The sequence below is a fragment of the Gordonia amarae NBRC 15530 genome (assembly GCF_000241345.1).
GTDB classification, from domain to species: domain Bacteria; phylum Actinomycetota; class Actinomycetes; order Mycobacteriales; family Mycobacteriaceae; genus Gordonia; species Gordonia amarae.
Map to the genome: position 1 here is coordinate 44,950 of NZ_BAED01000050.1, position 14,904 is coordinate 59,853.

11 protein-coding genes are annotated in these 14,904 nt (G+C 69.7%); 3 read left to right on the forward strand and 8 right to left on the reverse strand.

Going from position 1 to position 14,904, the window contains the following annotated elements; genetic code table 11:
- Positions 1–89: 89 nt before the first annotated feature.
- From GOAMR_RS25200 to GOAMR_RS14160, 5 genes are all read right to left on the reverse strand, one after another.
- A complete protein-coding gene (locus GOAMR_RS25200) occupies positions 90–2,195 on the reverse strand; it encodes a phosphoinositide-specific phospholipase C-related protein (RefSeq protein WP_005188965.1) in 2,106 nt (701 codons plus the stop codon).
- A gap of 100 nt (positions 2,196–2,295) precedes the next feature.
- Positions 2,296–3,762, reverse strand: a complete 1,467-nt coding sequence (locus GOAMR_RS14145) for an NAD(P)(+) transhydrogenase (Re/Si-specific) subunit beta (RefSeq protein ID WP_083836966.1) — start codon at positions 3,760–3,762, stop codon at positions 2,296–2,298.
- Positions 3,763–3,824: 62 nt separating this feature from the next.
- Positions 3,825–4,130: an NAD(P) transhydrogenase subunit alpha part 2 gene (locus GOAMR_RS14150; RefSeq protein ID WP_005188973.1), complete on the reverse strand. Its 306-nt coding sequence runs from the start codon at positions 4,128–4,130 to the stop codon at positions 3,825–3,827.
- Positions 4,130–5,212 (reverse strand): Re/Si-specific NAD(P)(+) transhydrogenase subunit alpha, encoded by a 1,083-nt coding sequence (locus tag GOAMR_RS14155; protein WP_005188980.1) that lies wholly within the window; start codon positions 5,210–5,212, stop codon positions 4,130–4,132. Before GOAMR_RS14155 ends, GOAMR_RS14150 begins: the two co-directional genes overlap by 1 nt.
- 220 nt (positions 5,213–5,432) lie before the next feature.
- Positions 5,433–6,953: a molybdopterin-dependent oxidoreductase gene (locus tag GOAMR_RS14160; protein ID WP_005188984.1), complete on the reverse strand. Its 1,521-nt coding sequence runs from the start codon at positions 6,951–6,953 to the stop codon at positions 5,433–5,435.
- A 124-nt stretch (positions 6,954–7,077) separates the two neighbouring features.
- Here GOAMR_RS14160 and GOAMR_RS14165 point away from each other — a divergent pair, with 124 nt between their 5' ends.
- Positions 7,078–8,544 carry an FAD-binding protein gene (locus tag GOAMR_RS14165; protein WP_005188989.1) on the forward strand — a complete coding sequence of 489 codons (1,467 nt, stop codon included), beginning with the start codon at positions 7,078–7,080 and terminating at the stop codon, positions 8,542–8,544.
- A gap of 79 nt (positions 8,545–8,623) precedes the next feature.
- Here GOAMR_RS14165 and GOAMR_RS25610 read toward each other — a convergent pair whose 3' ends face one another.
- From GOAMR_RS25610 to GOAMR_RS14180, 3 genes are all read right to left on the reverse strand, one after another.
- Positions 8,624–10,120: a hypothetical protein gene (locus GOAMR_RS25610; protein ID WP_005189001.1), complete on the reverse strand. Its 1,497-nt coding sequence runs from the start codon at positions 10,118–10,120 to the stop codon at positions 8,624–8,626.
- A 272-nt stretch (positions 10,121–10,392) separates the two neighbouring features.
- Positions 10,393–12,069: an L-aspartate oxidase gene (gene nadB / locus GOAMR_RS14175; RefSeq protein ID WP_005189005.1), complete on the reverse strand. Its 1,677-nt coding sequence runs from the start codon at positions 12,067–12,069 to the stop codon at positions 10,393–10,395.
- 81 nt (positions 12,070–12,150) lie between these two features.
- A complete protein-coding gene (locus tag GOAMR_RS14180) occupies positions 12,151–12,945 on the reverse strand; it encodes an alpha/beta fold hydrolase (protein ID WP_244427417.1) in 795 nt (264 codons plus the stop codon).
- Positions 12,946–13,135: 190 nt separating this feature from the next.
- Here GOAMR_RS14180 and GOAMR_RS14185 point away from each other — a divergent pair, with 190 nt between their 5' ends.
- Positions 13,136–14,392, forward strand: coding sequence for an MFS transporter (locus tag GOAMR_RS14185; RefSeq protein ID WP_005189009.1), 1,257 nt, complete (start codon positions 13,136–13,138; stop codon positions 14,390–14,392).
- 55 nt (positions 14,393–14,447) lie between these two features.
- Entirely contained in the window at positions 14,448–14,843 is a 396-nt protein-coding gene (locus tag GOAMR_RS14190; protein WP_005189011.1) for an ArsR/SmtB family transcription factor, read from the forward strand.
- The last annotated feature ends 61 nt before the right edge of the window (positions 14,844–14,904 follow it).

The window sequence follows — 14,904 nt, forward strand, 5'->3', positions numbered from 1 at the left end:
ACAGGCGTCTCACTGTGAGACAACCCGACGGGAACCCGCTGCCTACCGTTCCAGCGTCGAAAGGTGAGCCTAACCTGGTCTTTTGCCGGTCAGGCGACGCCGTTGAGCCTGGCCACCTCGGTGAACAGGTCGCCGATCGCGTAGTTGTCGACGGCCACGAAGTTCGGTATCTGCCTGCGTTCGGTGCGGCATTTCGTCAGCCTCGGGCCCAGGACGGCCGACGAGTTGACGGTGTGCGCGTCCTTGATCCGGGAGGCGAAATTGCTCAGCCAGTGATTGATCAGCAGCAGCGGGGCGTCGGCCGCGCCGCGATTGGGCCGGCAATTGAAGTCGGCGACCTTCTTGAACTCGTACGGGGTCTCCTGCACCCAGAGGTCCGAGGGCAGCACCCACGGGCGCTGTGTGCCGCCGCCGGTGTTCTCGTGGATCCACACCAGGCGTTTGCCGGAGTCGATCATCTCCCCCAGCGTCGGCCACGGCCTGCCGAGCGTCGGGGTGTACAGCATGTCGTACATTCCGGCCGATTTCAGCAGGGACTCAACGTCTTCGGGAGACACCTTATCCTGCACCATGAAGGTGATCACCTCGCGCGGATGATCGCGCATCCAGTCCTTGACCCGCACCATCAGCGGCAGCCATTCGGTGGCGCCGAGTTCGCAGAGTTCATGGCACAGATAGGGTTTCACCGAACCCACCGGCTCCAGATTGAACGAGTCGCGCACTCGCAGCGCGCTGCGCACCACATCCTTGCCGTACGTCTTCTCCGCCGCGGCCAGCGCCTCGGCCCGGCTCGCCTGCGTATTGGCCACCGTCGGTGGACGATTGGACATCTGTCCGTACCAGCTGTCGACAAGGAACACCCGGATGCCGTCGCGGATCTGGCCCATCACGCCGGTGGGTTGTTCGCCGATAAACCAGCCCGCACCGTCGGCCGCGGACATCGAATTGTGTGTCGCGGGGAAGGCGACCTCGTTGTACGGGCGGTCGCACAGTTCGCGATATCCGTTGCACGCATGCGGATCTGAACCCTTGGCCGCCACGGTGGCCAGGTCCCGGTCCTTCGGCCAGGCCAGGTAGGCCACCGAGGCGACCACCAGCGACACCACCGTGAGCGCGGCCAGCGGCACGGTGACCTTCTCCAGGTGTAGCTTCTTCTCCGCCGACCGCAGCCAGCTGATACCCGCCGCGATCAGATCGCGTCCGCCCCAACCGATCAGACCCAGCCCGAGGGCACTGCCGAGGACGGCGAGCACCGTCAACGGCCGCAGCACGGTCAGGATGCCGACGACCACCACCACCGCACCCCGTGCGGCCAGTGCCGTGCGGGTGGCCCGGCGAGGACGGATCATCCACTGCCACAGGTCCAGCCATTCCTGCTTGGTGTCCGGGATCGAGCGGACCCCGACCATCGCCAGCCCGAGCAGCCCGACGACCAGCGACAGCGCCGCGATGATCCACAGCCGGCCGTCGATCTCGTGCCACGCGGCCACCGTCAGCGCGCCCTTGATGTCGTCGGTGGGGATCAGCACCGAGGCGAGCGTGGCGCCCAGGATGACGCCGACGACGATGCCGCCCAGCCACAGGAACGCGCGGCCGAAGGTGCGCGAGACCTGCTCCCAGGTGCGCGCCCGCAGCAGCGCCGACCCCAGCAACAGCAGCAATGCCAGAACCGGCATCAGCCAGGCGGTGACCCGCACCCGGTGCACCGTCGACACGATCTTCTTGTCCAGGCCCGACGCCCCGATCTGCGACAGCGTGACGTCCATATCGTCGGGCAGTTTGGCGGCGGCGTCGGGGGCGATGGTCTTGAGCGCGGCGATCGCGACCGCCCCGATGTCGGCGATCCGCAGGATCGGCAGCGCCGTGTCGCCGGTGGTCATCGCCCGGTGCAGCGGCACCGCGGCCGAGCGCACCACCGGCCCCGCCGCCGGCGAGGAGATCACCGACGACGACACCGACTCCACCAGCGGCCGCAACGCCACCAGGTCGGGCGCCGCCTCCAGCAGCCGGTCCGACACCTCCAGCCCCACCACCCGCGCGACGTCGGGGTCCTGCCGCACCGAGTCGACGTGCCCGGCGAACCGCTCGGAGTCGATCACCTCCCGGTTCAGCAGCCCGGCGAACAACCCCAGCACCAGGCACGCCGTGCCAAGAACGAACAGGATCCGCGCCGCGACCATACGCATGCCGCCCATTCAAACACCCCGAACGGCGCAAACCCCACCGATAGTCCCCGGCATCGCAATAATTGTCGTGCCGGGGCGTATCGGTGGGGTTTGTGTCTGACGCTGCGAACTACAGCGCCTTGAGTTCCTCGATCACGCTGTCGACGGACTTCTTGGCGTCACCGAACAGCATCGAGGTGCGTTCACCGAAGAACAGCGGGTTCTCGATACCCGCGTAACCCGAGCTCATACCGCGCTTGAGCACGATCACCGAGCGGGCCTCGTCGACGTTGAGGATCGGCATGCCGTGGATCGGCGAGCTCGGATCGTTGCGGGCGGCCGGGTTGGTGACGTCGTTGGCGCCGATGACGATGGCGACGTCGGTACGGCTGAACTCGCCGTTGATGTCGTCCATCTCCTTCATCGCGTCGTAGGCGACGTCGGCCTCGGCGAGCAGCACGTTCATGTGACCGGGCATCCGGCCGGCAACGGGATGGATCGCGTACTTGACCTCGACACCCTTGGCCTCGAGCAACGACGCCATCTCCTTGACCGCGTGCTGCGCCTGGGCGACGGCCAGACCGTAACCGGGCACCACGATGACCTGGTTGGCGTACGACATCTGGATCGCGGCGTCGGCGGCCGAGGTGGCCTTGACCGTGCCACCGGCGGCACCGACCGGTCCACCGGCGGCGGCGTCGCCACCACCGAACGAGCCGAACACGATGGCCGGGATCGACCGGTTCATCGCCTTGGCCATCAGGTTGGTCAGGATCGAACCGGACGCGCCGACGATCATGCCGGCCACGATGAGCGCGGTGTTGTCCAGGGCGATACCGGCGGCAGCGGCGGACAGACCGGTCATCGCGTTGAGCAGCGAGATCACCACGGGCATGTCGGCGCCACCGATCGGCAGCACCACGAACAGGCCCATCACGCCGGCGGCGATCAGCAGGCCGACCATGAACCAGATCGCCGATCCGTCACCGGAGGCGGCTTTGACGCCCATGAAGACGGCCAGGACCAGCGAGACGATGAGCAGCACGATGTTGGCGAGCTGGAAGAGCTTGGCGTTGGCGACGGAGAACTTCTCCAGCCCCTTCGGCATGATCTCCTGCAGCTTGGTGAACGCCACCAGCGAACCCCAGAACGAGATCGAACCGATGATCGCGGCGATCAGCGAACCGACCACCATCGGCGAGGCGGGCACCACACCGTGGAACTCCTTGAAGCCGTCGGTCTCGATGAACTCGGCCCACGCGATGAGCGCGACGGTACCGCCACCCACACCGTTAAACAGCGCGACCAACTGCGGCATCGCCGTCATCTTGGTCTTGAGGGCAGGCGGGATGCCGAGGGCCACACCGATGATCAGGCCGGCGGCGATGAGGATCCAGTTGATCGCGGGAACGTCGTCGCGTCCGTGTGACCCGGCCTCGGCGACGGCGCCCTGGTTCCAGACGAACAGCAGCGTCGCGGCCACGGCCAGGCCCATGCCGACGGCGGCGATCCAGTTGCCGCGGACGGCGGTCTTGGGGCCGGTCAAGCCCATCAGACCGTAGATGAACAGCGAGAAAGCGGCGATGTACAGCGCCATCACCACATACGAGATCGTCTCGCTGGGGTCGTGGGTGCCCTGTGCGAGCAGGAGAACGTCGTTCACTTGGCGGCCTCCTTCTTACCCTTGAACATGCCGAGCATGCGGTCGGTGACGGCGAAGCCGCCGATCACGTTGAGCGTGCCGAACACCAGCGCGACGAACGCGATGATGCGCACACCCCAGCCGGCGTCGGCCGGGAGCTGGCCGAGCACCACGAGCGCGCCGAGCACGACGATGCCGTGGATGGCGTTGGTGCCCGACATCAGCGGGGTGTGCAGGGTGTTGGGAACCTTGGAGATGACGGCGAACCCGACGAACCCGGCCAGGACCAGGATCGCGAGATTCGCCAGAAGCCCGGTGTACATCAGGCGGAGGCCTCCTCACGGGTGACACACGCCGCGGCGAGCACCTCGTCGTCGAAATCGGGGGTGATGGCGCCGTTCTCACCGAGCATCAGCTCGATCAGGGCCAGCAGGTTTTTCGAGTACAGCTCACTCGAATGCTCCGGCATCGTGGCCGGCAGGTTGAGCGGCGAGGCGATGGTGACGTCATGCTTGACGACAGTCTGCCCCGGCTCGGTCAGCTCGCAGTTGCCACCGGTCTCACCGGCGAGGTCGATGACGACGCTGCCGGCCTTCATGCCCTCGACGGCACCGGCGGTCACCAGGCGCGGTGCGGGACGGCCCGGCACCAGCGCGGTGGTGATGACGACGTCGAAGCCCTTGATGGCGTCTTCGAGCGCCTGCTGCTGCTGGGCGCGCTCCTCGTCGGTGAGCTCACGGGCGTACCCGCCCTCACCGGCGGCCTCGATACCGAGGTCGAGCCACTGCGCACCCACCGAACGGACCTGCTCGGCCACCTCGGGACGCACGTCGTAGCCGGTGGTGCGGGCGCCGAGACGCTTGGCGGTGGCCAGCGCCTGCAGACCCGCCACACCCACGCCGAGGACCAGCACGGTGGCCGGTTTGACGGTGCCCGCGGCGGTGGTGAGCATCGGGAAGAACCGGGTGGACTCCTCGGCCGCGAGGATGACGGACTTGTAGCCCGACACGTTGCCCTGCGAGCTGAGCGCGTCCATCACCTGTGCGCGCGAGATACGCGGGATCGCCTCCACGGCGTACGCCTCGACGCCGGCGGCCTTGAGCGCGCCGATCTTGTTGTCCGCGTTGCGCGGGGCCAAGAAGCCGATCAGCTTCTGGCCGCTGCGCAGCTTGGCGATCTCGTCGTCGGACGGCGGGGCGACCCGCAGCACGACGTCGGCCGAATACGGGTCACCGATGGTGGCACCCGCATCGACATACTGACTGTCCGGAATCAACGCATCGATTCCGGCTCCGGACTCGACGATGACGTCGACTCCCTTGCCCACGAGCGAAGCGACCACCTTGGGGACCAGCGCCACGCGGCGCTCCCCGTCGGCCGTTTCGCGCACGACACCCACACTCATATTTCTTTCACCTTGTCTGGATTCACATTCGTCGTCTGATTCACCATCGCCGCTGGTTCACATCCCGGCGATCGCATCGACAACCGATGCGTGGAACGACGGAAAGGGGTGGTGTCGTCCCGGTCACAAAACTAGGCAAGAACATAGCATGGGCTAAGTGCCGCAAGACAATGCGGTAAGCTAGCTCACTTTCCCTTGACTAAGGGACATTTGGCACTGTTCAGCGCACGACGTAGCTGCGTGAATGCAGTCCGGTGGCACCGTCCGGCACCGGGTCGGCCTCCTTCTCCGTCTGCACCTCGCCGTCCTTGCCCACCGCCCGGCATTCGACACGGTGCCGGCCGGGGGTCGCGGGCCAGGTGAACCGCCACAATCGCCAGGTGTCGTCGCTGTAGTCGGCGGCGAGCCGCGCCTGCTGCCACGGACCGTCGTCGATGCGCACCTGCACCGCGGCGATCCCCGTGTGCTGCATCCAGGCCGTCCCGGCCAGCACGATGTCACCGGCGTCCTGCTCGGTCTTGGTGGGCCTGTCGATGCGGGAGGCGAGCTTGATCGGGCCTTTCGCCGACCAGCCACGATCGGTCCAGTACGCGGTGGCCTTGTCGAAGGTGGTCAGTTCCCAGTCGACGACCCATTTGGTGGCCGAGACGTAGCCGTACAGGCCGGGGATCACCTGCCGCACCGGATACCCGTGTTCCAGCGGCAGCGGGCCGCCGTTCATCCCGACGGCCAGCAGCGCGTCGCGGCCGTCGGCGATGGCGGCGACCGGGGTGCCCGCGGTCCAGCCGTCGGCGCTGGTCGACAGCAGCATGTCGGCGCCCGGCCGCACCCCGGCGCGGTTGAGCAATTCGCGCATCGGGACGCCGAGCCAGCGGGCGTTGCTGATCAGGTCACCGCCGACGCCGTTGGAGACGCAGGTCAGGGTGACCAGGCGTTCGGTCATCGGGATCGCCAGCAGCTCGTCCCAGCCGATCGTGAACTCGTGCTCGACCAGGCCGTGCACCCGCAACCGCCAGGTGTCGGTGGACAGCGTCGGCACCACGAGCGCGGTGTCGATCCGGTAGAAGTCGGCGTTGTCGGTGATGAAATGGTTTGCGCCGCTGAGATTTCCCAGGTCGGCGGCGGCGGGGACCGGGCGTGCGGGGTCGGCGGGCGTGGGGAGCAGCAGCCGGGCACGTTCGGCGACGGCGTGCGCGGTATCGGCGAGCAGGGTGCGCGCCAGCGCCGCTGCGGCGGCCGCTGTCACCGCAACCGCACCGGCCGTCAGCACGAATCTCCTGGTCAGCGGGGTGCCGCCGGCCACGTGCGGGGTGTCGGCCAGACCGACCAGGAGCCGCAGCACGAGCACCCCGACTACGCCGGCCACGATCGACGGCCAGGCGTACGACACCGACGCCGCGGGCCTGCCGAGCGCCGCGACCAGCCCGGCGATCGCGAACACCGCGATGACCACGGACCCGGCGGGCCTGCGCCTGCGTTCGAGCGGACCGACGAACGCGGCGAACAGTGCGATCACCACCCCCATCCCGATGAACAGGGCGTGCTTGTCCGAGGTGCCGAAGGTCTCGATCGCCCATTCCCGTACGCCCGACGGCATGTGGTCGACGAGTGTCGATCCGACCGCGACGTACGGTGACGACCCGCTGCCGGTGGCCGCTGCGACGAGTTCACCCGCGGCCAGTGCGGCGCCGACCGCGAGCAGCCCGGAGACGGTGTCGAGTCCGTCGCGAGAGGTGCCCATTCATCCTTCATACGCCTGGTCGGGCGGGGCCCGGGAGACTCTTACAGTCCCGTAATCAGTGAACCGGACACCTGTCCAGAATTGGTTCTAGAACAAGTTCTAGTTTCGGGTTACGCTCTACGTCATGGCAGGTAGCACAGAGATTCCCCAGACCGTCGCCCTCGCCGACGTTCCGCAGTTCTCCGATGAGGTCGACGTCCTGGTCGTCGGCCTGGGCATGGCCGGCGGCTGCGCCGCGGTCGAGGCGGCGAGCCACGACGCCCACGTCCTCGTCCTCGAGCGCGCGGCCGTCGCCGGTGGCACCACCTCGCTCGCGGGCGGCCACTTCTACCTCGGCGGCGGCACCGCCGTACAGGAGGCCACCGGGCACGCCGACTCGGCCGAGGAGATGGAGAAGTACCTCAACGCCGTGTCGGCCGACCCCGATCCCGAAAAAATCCACGTCTACTGCCGGGACAGCGTCGAGCACTTCAACTGGCTCGAAGGACTGGGGTTCAGCTTCGAACGCAGCTACTACCCCAAGAAGGCCGTCATCCAGCCGCAGACGCAGGGCCTGATGTACACCGGCAACGAGAAGGTGTGGCCGTTCCGCGATCAGGCGGTGCCCGCACCGCGTGGCCACAAGGTGCCGGTGCCCGGCGACACCGGCGGCGCGTCGTTGGTGATCGAACTGCTGGTCAAGAAGCTGGCCGAGCTGGCCGTCGAGGTGCGGTACGAGACCGGCGCCCGGCAGCTCGTCGTCGATACCGACGGCCGCGTCGTCGGCGTGGCCTGGAAGTCGCCCGACGCCTCGGGGTTCATCCGCGCCAAGTCGGTGATCGTCACCGCGGGCGGCTTCGTCTCCAACTCGGAGATGGTGGCCGAGAACGTGCCTCTGATGGCGCAGAAGCCGTACCCGCTCGGCACCACCTACGACGACGGCCTCGGCCTGCGGATGGGCCGCTCGGTGGGCGCCCAGTTGCGCGGCATGGATCAGGCGTTCGTCACCGCACCCATCTACCCGCCGGCCAGCATGGTGATGGGCATCATCGTGAACAAGAACGGCGAGCGGTTCGTCACCGAGGATTCCTACCATTCCCGGACGTCGGGATTCGTGATGGATCAACCGGATTCGGCGGCTTTCCTGGTTATCGACGAAACCCATATGAGCCAGGAAAAGAACTACCTCGTGCCATTGATCGACGGCTGGGAATCAGTCGAAGAAATGGAAGAAGGACTCGGCATTCCGGCCGGAAAGCTCCGCGTCACCATCGACCGGTACAACGAATACGCCGCCAAGGGCGAGGATCCCGATTTCCACAAGGCACCCGAGTACCTGGCACCGCTGACCCAAGGACCTTGGGCCGCATACAATCTGAGCCTCGGCAAAGCGATGTACGCCGGCTTCACCATGGGCGGCATGGTCACCACCGTGGACGGTCAGGTGCGGCGCGAGGACGGTTCGGTCATCGAGGGGCTGTACGCGGCGGGGGCCTGCGCCTCCAATATCGCCGAGAACGGCAAGAATTACGCCAGCGGCACCCAGCTCGGTGAAGGGTCGTTCTTCGGACGCCGGGCCGGACGGCACGCGGCAGCGGCCGCCGCGGGCTGAGGGCTCCACAGACCCTGAAAACAACCGCCGTCCGGTACCCCGGTCAGGGTTCCGGGCGGCGGTTCGCTGTTTCTACCGACTACTGTCCGCGCAGTGCGGCGGCCAGCTTCGCCAGCGCCGAGGCCACCTCGTCGAGGGCGTCGCTGACGGCCTCGACGTTGGAGATCTCGCCGGCCCGGACCACGGTCTGCGCATCCGAGACCACCCGGGCGATCGCCGTCGCGGGCAGTTCGGGCAGCGGGGCCGGGGCCTTCGACTGGACCGGAACCGGCGGCTGGGCAGCGGGTGACGGGACCGGGAGCGGCGGCTGGGCCGGAACAGGCGCCGAGGCCTGGACCGCTTTCGCAGGGGCGTCCGGCGCCTGAGTCTTCGGCTCGGGACTCTGCGGCGCCGGTGTGCGGGGCGCCTGATCGTCGGTCTCGGGTGCCCGTCGACGGCCGCCACGACGGGTGATGCTGCCGCTGAGCTGCACGCCCGAATCGGTGGAACCATCGGCAGCCGAACCGGGGCGCACCGGATCTGATTGTGGTGCAACGGAACCCGATACCACGTGCGTGGGCGTCTCCGGCTTCGCGCCGGGTGCGGCGTTGTGCGCTGCGGGCCGGGCGTGCTGCCCGGTGACGAACTGCTGCCCCTGCCGTGGCTGCGGCGGCGTGGCCGGCTGTTGCGCGGCGGGCGATTGGGCAGGCTGCTGCGCGGCGGGCGGTTGCTGGGGCGGCGCGGGACGCGGCGGCTGCACGGGGTGCGCACCGGTCGGTTGCGGCCGTGGAAAGGCACCGGACGGGGGTGCCTGCCGGTTCGGCGGCGGCGCCTGACGTGGCATCGCACCGGTGCCGTGCGGAGCCGGACCGGCCATCCGGGGCATCGCCCCGGTCTGCGGCGGCCGGGGTCCGGGCTGCTGGGGCCCCTTCTGCTGGGGTCCCTGCTGCTGGGGCTGGTGTTGCTGCGGCGGCGGGGGCCTGCGGTCGACGCGGGACTCGGGCAACTGATGGCGCCGTCGTTCGAGTCCGTCCATCGACGCGCCTTCGACGACCGGCGGCTCCATGTTCGTCGAGCGGCGGCCACCGCGATAGCCCTCGCCCGGCCGCGGCCCGGACGGGCCGCCCGATCCGCCACCGGCCGGCCCGGCACCGCCAGGGGCGTTGCCGGCAGGACCGTTACCGCCCGGCCCGTGACCGATAGGTCCGGTACCGACCGATCCGCCCCCGCCCGGCCCCGCGCCCGCCTGGCCGTTACCCGAGGCGGCGGCGATGGCCGTCGGTGCGTGTCCGTTGCCCGTGGCATAGAAGTGCGGTCCGCCGTGCGCCTCGAAGAACAGGCAGTGCGCCCCCGAGGGCGACCGCACACTGCACGGATTACGTTCGATCAGCGACTGCGCCTGGGTGTCGAAGTCGTTCCATTCGAGCCAGAGCCTGCGGTCCGAACGCGGATGGTCGCTGGCGTCGGTGGCGTGGTTACCGGTGTGCCCGACGGCCAGCCGGCAATGCACGAGCCATTGCAGGTCGTTGGTCAGTCCGAGTCGCGCACGCTCTTCGGGGGTGCACACGACCGTCGACCAGCACCCGGCACCATTCATGAAGAGCTCCCATCACCACGCCTGACCCGAACCTCCGGTCCCGGTTCCCCCGTCCGTTCGCCGGGGCCACCGTCGCGGGCCCCCGCGTCTCCGGATCCCACACTTCCGGACCAACGGCCAGTGTATGGACACTCCTGTGTAGTCGCCACCACTCGCCCCCCAACAAGTCAGACCGAACACTGTGTACTTCGGACAGACGACACCCTAGCGCGACCGGCGCCGACAAAGAATCCGGCGGGCGCAGAAGGAGCCGAAGGGGTGACGCCCGGCCGTCAGCGCAGCGCCGGCTGCCCTCCCGCGGCCGTGAGGGACCGTTCCGGTGCGTCCCGGACCAGTTCGTCGCCGTCGAGCCGGAACACGTGCGAGACCGCGTCGCGCGAAGAGTCCGGATAGTCGAGGCGTACGTGCGATCCGCGGCTCTCGGTGCGTGCCGCCGCGGCCGCGACCACCGCCCGGGCGGCCAGCGTCAGGCCCGCGTCCTCCACCTCACGTGCGGTGCCCGGTCCGCCCGGCGCGGCCGGCGCGGCGTCGAGGATCCCGGCGGCGGCCGTCAGACCCGCGGCGTCGCGGCCGAGTGCGGCGTACCTGCTCATGGTGTCCTGCAGGATGGTGCGATCGAGCACCCGCGGCGCCGTCCCCGCCACGGCGCCGGCGGAGTCCGGCAGCGCCACGTCGCGGCGCGCCACCGCCAGCGCCGCCGACCTGCGGCCCACCACGAGACCCTCGAGCAGGCTGTTGGAGGCGAGGCGGTTACCGCCGTGCAGTCCGGTGCGGGCCGCCTCGCCCGCCACGAGCAGCCCGGGCACGCAGGTGGCCCCCGAGGTGTCGGTGACGACGCCGCCGCACAGGTAATGGGCGCCCGGCACCACCGGGATACGGCCCGACGACAGGTCGACGCCGGAGGCCACCAGGCCCGCGGTGACCGTCGGGAACCGCGACTCGAAGCCCCCGTCGGCGCCGCGCACCCCGGTGACGTCGAGGTAGACGCACGGATGCCCGGTCCGCAAGATCGCCGCCTGCACCGCGTTGGCGACGACGTCGCGGGGTGCGAGGTCACCGAGCGGATGCACACCCTCGGTGACCGACCGTCCGTCGACGTCGATGAGCCTGCCGCCCTCACCCCGGACCGCCTCGCTGATCAGCGTGCGCCTGCCGCGGGCAGCACCGCCCGCCCCGGCACCGTCGATGTACAGCATTGTCGGATGGAACTGGATGAACTCCAGATCGGCCACCTGCGCCCCGGCGCGCAACGCCAGCCCGATGCCGTCGGCGGTGGCCCCGGCCGGGTTGGTGGTGGCCGCGTACAGGTGCCCGGCACCGCCGGTGGCCAGCAGGATCGTCGGCGCGTACACGGCGTGTTCGGCGCCCTCGCGCAGGTAGCGCACACCCACCGCCCGGCCGTCGGCGAGCAGGACATCGGTGGCGACCGCGTCGTCGCGCACGTCGATCAGCCCACCGGGGCCGAGTTCGGTGGCGCGGGCCCCGAGCGCGCGCTGGATGGCCGCGCCGGTCGCGTCGCCGCCGGCATGGATGATGCGGCGCACCGAGTGCCCGCCCTCCCGGGTCCGCGAGAGCAGTCCCTCGGCCGTGCGGTCGAACTCCGCACCCCACTCCATCAGGCCCCAGACGGCGTCGTAGCCGTCGGCGAGGATCGGCCGGGCCGCGGCCGGATCGGTCAGTCCGGCGCCCGCGGCCAGAGTGTCGGTCAGGTGCAGGTCCACCGAGTCGGCCGGGTCACCGGGATCGAGCGGGTCGTCGACGGTGACGACGGCGACGCCACCCTGCGCGTAGAAGGTCGACGTCGACTGCTCGGCCCGGTCGGCCCGCCAGCGTGGTCCCTTGTTGAGGATGACGACGCTGCAGCCCGCCTCGGCTGCCCGGACAGCGGCGGTCAGGCCCGCGATCCCGGCCCCGACGACCACGAAATCAGCACGATCGGCGGCGCTCATCGGGCCTCCTCAGGTTCTCGGCTCAGGTTTTCGACTTACAGTCGAAAACTGTACTCCGCCCGGGGCCGCGCGAACAGTGCCTCAGCCGAGGAATCGCCGCACCATCTCGGGCCAGGCGGCCAGTTCATCCGGGGTGGACGCCACCCGCAGCCGCGCGTCGGGCAGGCACGCGGCCAGCGCCTCGCCGCTGCTCACCGGATGGCCCGGGTCGCCCGACCAGGCCAGGACCAGCACCGGAACACCGATCCGGGCCAGTTCCACCGCGCCGGGCGCGTCCGAGGCAGCCGCCCCGCGCAGCACCGACGGCAGCAGCGCGTCGTCGACCTCGATGGGCATTGCCGCGCGCGCCGCCCCGGCGAGGGCGGGCGTCGGGACATCACCGGCGAGCGCCTCCAGCGCAGCTTTCCCCGATCGTTCGGCGAGATCGGCCGCGGCCAGCCTGCCACGGGACTGCTCGGCCCGGGTCTCCCACATCGTCGGCGGCGTCACCAGCACCAGCCGCCCGAACCGGCCGGGATCTGCGAGGGCCGCGTACATCAGCGTCGCCGCACCCATCGACGCGCCCACCCCGTCGACCCGCTCACCGGGCGCGACCGCGTCGAGCAGCCCAAGGAGATCGGCGGCGAGCTCCGGCCAGGTGTACCCGGCCGGGTCCGGAGCACCCGACGACAGGCCGTGCCCGCGGGCGTCGTACCTGATCAGCCGGTGGGCGGACGTCAGCGGCGTCCAGTCGAACAGGCCGGCATCCTCCTGCGCGTACGACCGCGACGTGAGGCCGTGCGCCCAGATCACCGGCGGCCCCGATCCGGCCGCGGTCCACGCCAGCCGCGCACCCCGGACCCGGGAATGGACAAATCGCGCGTCGTACGACAACAAGTTCGCCTCCCCCACATGGAGCAAAACACTACGAAAGCTGCACAATTTAGCACTTCTTGGACATTGGTGACGGACCTCAGGGTGGGTTCAGTGCGGCGGCGCGGTCCCAGGGAGGACATTGCGCGAACAAGGCCACGGTGCGTCATATCTCATATGTGCGCAGATGCGCACATATGAGATACTAGAATGCATGGCACCACTGCTGCACAATCGCGTCTTCCGCCGGCTCTACGCCGCACAGTTGGCGTCGTTGCTCGGCTCCGGTCTGCTCACGGTGGCCCTCGCCCTGCTCGCGGCGCGGCTGGCCGGCGACGACGCGGGTGTCGTCCTCGGTGCGGCACTGACCATCAAGATGCTCGCGTACGTGGGCATGGCGCCGGTCATGCGCGCCGCCTGCGAACGCCTCCCGCGGGCGACGGTCCTCGTCGGCGCCGACGCCGTGCGGCTGGCGATGGTGGCGGCACTGCCCCTGGTCACGCAGGTGTGGCAGGTGTATGTCCTGGTGTTCGCGCTGCAGACCGCGGCGGCCACGTTCACGCCCACGTTCACCGCGGCGATTCCCGCGATCGTCGGGCGTCGCGAGGAGTACACGCGGGCGGTGGCGGCCTCCCGGGTCGCCTACGATCTCGAGGCGCTCGTCTCCCCGATGCTGGCGGCAGCCCTCCTGTTCGCGGTGCCGACATCAGGTCTGTTCCTCATCGCCGCAACGGGTTTCGCGGCGTCGGCGGCTCTCGTCGGATCGGTCCGGGCCGCACTGCGCGCCTCGGTACCGCCGGCCGCCCCCACTCTTCCACTCCACCGACGCGCCACCGCAGGACTACGGATCATGGTGTCGCACAGAGTGTTCCGTGGCCTTATCGCCGCCAACCTGTGCTGTGCGGCAGCCACCGCACCCGTCATGGTGTATTCGGTGGTCTACGTGCACACCGGGCTCGGCATGGGCGCCACCGCGCTCGCCGTCCTGCTGGCCGCCGGCGGCATCGGATCACTGTGCACCGCACTGCTGCTGCCGACGATCAGCCGCATCGCGCAACCTCGGGCGATCGCGACGGCCGGTGCGCTGACCGGCTGCGCGGCACTCCTGCTGACCGTGGTCGCACAGCTGGCGGGCCTCACCTATCCGGCGCTCCTCGCCCTCTGGTTCGTCACCGGGATCGCGACCTCACTGATGAACACGTCCGCCCCACGCCTCATCGCCGACCACACCGCACCCGGAACCGCCGACGACGTGTTCACCGCACAGTTCTCCGCCTCCCACGCGGCCTACCTCATCGCCTATCCGATCGCCGGCGCCACCGCCACCCAGGGCGCGGCCGGTCCCGCAATCCTGCTGGGCGTCGCGCTCATCGGGCTGACGGGCGCCGCACTCGCCTGGCGTCCCGCCGCCGGCATCCGATCGGCGACCCGGCGCCTGCCCACACGGGCTAGGGTGGCTACACCGACCTGACCGGCCGAACGAGACCGGGCGGATCAAGACAGGCGGATCAAATCAGGGGGCGCGCATGACAGGCACGGGCGGCAGAGCCGACCGCACCGCCCACACACCGGCGGTCCCCGAGACGGCACCCAGCCTGCATCACAGCGTCGACCCCGACGCCGCACATCTGCAGGCCGCCACCGAGGTGTTCGCCATGCTCGCCGACCCCACCCGGCTCGGCCTGCTCTGGCACCTCACCAACGGCGAATCCGACGTCTCGGCGCTCACCGACGCCGTCGGCGCCTCCCGGACCGCGGTGAGCCAGCACCTGGCCAAACTCCGCTTCACGGGCCTCGTTGACACCCGCCGCGAGGGCCGCCGCGTGGTGTACCGGATCCGCGACGGACACGTCGCCCGGCTGGTCCTCGAAGGGCTCAACCACGCCGATCACCGGATCACCGGAGAGCCCACCCACGACTGATCATCCCGGCCGCCATACTCCCGAACCCCGGGCTCCATACGCTGAAGTAGGGCGTGTCCGG